This is a genomic window from Protofrankia sp. Cr1, from assembly GCF_963555865.1.
Taxonomy (GTDB): Bacteria; Actinomycetota; Actinomycetes; order Frankiales; family Frankiaceae; genus Protofrankia.
The window spans coordinates 3,709-7,064 of the sequence record NZ_CAUVXO010000307.1 but is presented as its reverse complement, the minus strand read 5'-3'; the positions used below and the strand labels follow the sequence as shown (position 1 = coordinate 7,064).

The window sequence follows — 3,356 nt, the reverse complement described above, 5'->3', positions numbered from 1 at the left end:
TCGCGGTCAGATTCTGTGTTCCGCGGAACACCCAGATACAGCGGGATCGTAGGTAGAAAACGTCATCATAACGGCCGATTCCACCTACTGTTGCGGCTCACACCGGCCCGCGGTAGGTGGTTCCGGTCATCAGGATGGCCTCAACGGCCTACGCACCCCGGTCCCGCCACCCGGATTCTGTTTACCGGCGGCATCACATGGCAGACGGTGAAGCCTTTTGACCGGCACGACCATGCCACCCTGGTCCGTGATACGGCGGCGGTACCGGGGGCCGGTCCGGCCACCGAGTTGCTTGCCATCAGCCGGAACGGTGTCGTCGCAGGCCTGCCGATCCGGACGGTCGGCCCGGATGATCTGATCACGGCCTGGCATGCTTGAGGCTACGGGCCTGGATGGTATCGGCGATCGTCGGGTCGAGCGGTCGGGATCCCCGGGGAGGCAGTGCGCTGCGGAACAGTGCCGAACGGCCGGCCGTTGCCGGGTTCTGTGTTCCGCGGAACGCACCGGTCGTCTGGCTGTCGTGAACGAGCGTGGCGAACGCGGTGCAGATGTCGATCGGGTAGCAGAGGGCGGCGGCTCCTGCGGGTACCGCCTAGCGCCCGCTTTCCTCTCGGGTGTCCAGGGTGCGGTCGCTGTGGTAAAGCCGTCCGCGTCGGCCGGCGAGTACGCCTGAGCCCAGAAAGGAGCCAGATTTTCTGGACCATTGTTGCCGATTATATCAGGGTATGTTACCCTATGTATATGACTGTAAGCGTGTGGTCGTGGGCCGCTCGCGACGGTCGGTGAGGATGCGGGAGGACCACGGTGGGCGACTGGGGTGTGCTGGAGCTGGAGGGTGATCCAACTCCGGGTGATCCGGATGCGGTGCGGGAGATGGCTGTCCGGTTGCGAGGCCAGGCCGAGCTGGCCGAGGCCAACACCGCTCGCCTGCGTGCTATCGGGAGCTCGACCCCCTCGGCCTCGCGCCATACCGGTTGCGTCCGGATCTGAACGCAACCGGTCCGCACACTACCTTTAGGACTGATCCTGATACGGGCAATGTTACGCATTATGCCACGTGGGAGCCTAATCCGTACCCGGGTTATCCACAACCATGGATCATGGATAAGCGGGTTGACGTTATCGGCGATCCACACTTCAACAAGGTCGCGGGCCAAAGCGTCCCGACGCCGCACGTACAGGGCCGTAACGTTCCTGGTGGTGCTCGTCCCGCGGAACAATGGGAGATACCCGAGTGGGCTCGCTAGACTATCTACAAGAGTGGTATATTCGCCATTGTGATGGCGATTGGGAACATGCACTTGGCATCCGCATCACGACTTTGGATAACCCCGGCTGGATGCTTACAGTCAATGTAGAGGGAACAGAACTCGCGGGTCGCAAATTAGACTGGGTTCGCTATGATGAATCCGAAACGGCGTGGCTCCACTACAGGTCAGATGGGCGTGAGTTCATAGCGGCCTGCGGCCCGCAAGAACTCAATCGCGCACTGGAGGTATTCGAGCGATTTGCGGAAGAATGTGGTTCGATTGACCCTCGTGCTCCGGAATAGACCGTTTGAGGGTGGATATCAAGCCCTGGGATGTGCGGTAGCTGGACTTCGATCCCACCGCGGGTCGTGGGCAGACTGGGCGGTGTCCGGCCTTCGTGTCGTGCGTCAGGATTCTTGGCACAGGGGCGGTCTCAATCGATCAGTGCATCAGCTCTGGTAGAAGGGCCGGGACGAGGCGCTTGAGGGTCTTGGGCGAGGCTCGCCCTGACCGTGAACGTGGGGAGACGGTGTCCTCGGACGGTTTGCAGGCTGAGCTGGGCGACCAGGGTGGGAGAGGCCGAGCCGACCCACTGCCAGTGGTAGGCCGCGGCCAGCGCCGGTGTCGGGAAGTTTCGGTTCGATCACCCACAGTCGGTCGGGGGTGAACACGTGTGGATGGTCCCGCAGGGCCGTGTCCAGCAGCGTCTGCTCGGTTTCTCCTTTGTACCGGCTGCCGACGGTCGCCCTGGCGGTCGCCCCGCCGGGTGACGTTGCCGCGCACGAGCCGCCCTTGACGTATTCCCATATAGGAATATTATGTCCTTGTGGCGCGGGCAGCGACGACAACGGATGCGTTCAACGCGGTGGCCGAGCCCCGGCGGCGGCAGATCCTGGACGTCCTTGCCGGCGGGGAGCGCCCCGTGAACGACCTCGTCACGCTCCTCGGCCTGGCTCAGTCGCAGGTGTCCAAGCACCTGAAGGTCCTTCGCGAGGTGGGCCTGGTTGACGTTCGTGATGAAGGGCGCCAGCGGATGTACCGGCTCAACGGCCACGCGCTGAAGCCCATCCACGACTGGGTGAAGCAGTATGAACGGTTGTGGAACGACCGGTTCGACGCGCTGGACGTCGTACTGGAGGAACTCACAGGGAAGGAGCAAGGAGACGGTGGCAGTGACGAGTAGCGGTACAGCGGTGGTGACGCTTCCGACGGATACGCAGATCATGATCACGCGGGAGTTCGACGCATCCAGGAATCTGGTCTACCAGGCGTGGACGACCCCAGCGCTCGTCAAGCGTTGGTGGGCAGCTGACCGGGGTGAGGTCACGGTGGCCGACATCGACCTGCGGGTCGGTGGGTCGTGGCGCTGGGTGATGGTGACCAACGGCGGGTTCCAGGTCGCGTTCCACGGTGAGTACAGGGAGATCATCCCCAACGAGCGCATCGTCTCGACCGAGGTCTACGAGGGCGTGCCCGAAGCGGCAGCGGTGACCACGATGACGTTCACCGAGCAGGACGGACGCACAACCTTCACGCTCCTGGTGCAGCACAAGACCCAGGAGCACCGTGACGGCCACATCAACTCGGGCATGGAAAGCGGTATGCAGACGGCGATGGATCTGCTCGAGCAGGTCGCAGTCTCGCTCATCTAGTTTCATTCATGTAGGGCCTGTCCGGTGGATGTCGGGTGCGCACGTAGCACGAGCGGATCATGCTGACCCGCAACGGTGAGGACGATGACGCACGTACCGTCCACATTCTCGACGTCGACCACCTCGCGGACATTGACCGCGCCCGCAGACGCGAGCAGATGAGAACGTGTTTCACCCGCCCTGGTTACCGCCGTTGGTGAGCACTTTGGTGCTGTGGCCGGCGCCGGTGCTGGCCGATCGTCCCTGACCCGCGGATGCCGTCGGGGCCGCACACGGGACAGGTCGGGTCGCTGTCGGCGGAGAGGTTGTCAGTCGTGGCTGGACGAGGTCGAGCAGAATCTGCTGCGCTGTGGCCCGCCACGGGGTGAGGCTGTTGACGAGCTCCCCGAGAGCGAGCGCAACGACGGCCTGGTTGAGGAACAGCACGCTGGCAGCCGGTCCGGGTGACGACCCC

5 protein-coding genes and 2 pseudogenes are annotated in these 3,356 nt (G+C 63.6%); 6 read left to right on the top strand and 1 reads right to left on the bottom strand.

The features are described 5' to 3' along the window. The 6 genes and pseudogenes from U9980_RS19860 to U9980_RS19845 form a co-directional block, all read left to right on the top strand. Positions 1 to 378, top strand: a pseudogene (locus U9980_RS19860) (hypothetical protein); the annotation flags it as partial. Positions 379 to 804: 426 nt separating this feature from the next. Further along, a complete protein-coding gene (locus U9980_RS19855) occupies positions 805 to 990 on the top strand; it encodes a hypothetical protein (protein ID WP_322769293.1) in 186 nt (61 codons plus the stop codon). Further along, positions 975 to 1,247, top strand: a complete 273-nt coding sequence (locus tag U9980_RS28670) for a hypothetical protein (protein WP_416210334.1) — start codon at positions 975 to 977, stop codon at positions 1,245 to 1,247. Before U9980_RS19855 ends, U9980_RS28670 begins: the two co-directional genes overlap by 16 nt. After that, the gene (locus tag U9980_RS28665; RefSeq protein ID WP_416210333.1) at positions 1,220 to 1,552 is read left to right on the top strand and encodes an immunity 53 family protein; all 333 of its coding nucleotides are present in this window, start codon (positions 1,220 to 1,222) and stop codon (positions 1,550 to 1,552) included. Before U9980_RS28670 ends, U9980_RS28665 begins: the two co-directional genes overlap by 28 nt. A 524-nt stretch (positions 1,553 to 2,076) precedes the next feature. Then, positions 2,077 to 2,433, top strand: coding sequence for a metalloregulator ArsR/SmtB family transcription factor (locus U9980_RS19850; RefSeq protein ID WP_322769292.1), 357 nt, complete (start codon positions 2,077 to 2,079; stop codon positions 2,431 to 2,433). Continuing rightward, complete coding sequence (locus U9980_RS19845) at positions 2,417 to 2,902, top strand: SRPBCC family protein (RefSeq protein ID WP_416210332.1); 486 nt, start codon at positions 2,417 to 2,419, stop codon at positions 2,900 to 2,902. The genes U9980_RS19850 and U9980_RS19845 overlap by 17 nt, the downstream gene beginning before the upstream one ends. A 171-nt stretch (positions 2,903 to 3,073) precedes the next feature. On the opposite strand, the pseudogene U9980_RS19840 reads toward U9980_RS19845, so the two are convergent. Next, positions 3,074 to 3,356, bottom strand: a pseudogene (locus tag U9980_RS19840) (hypothetical protein); the annotation flags it as partial.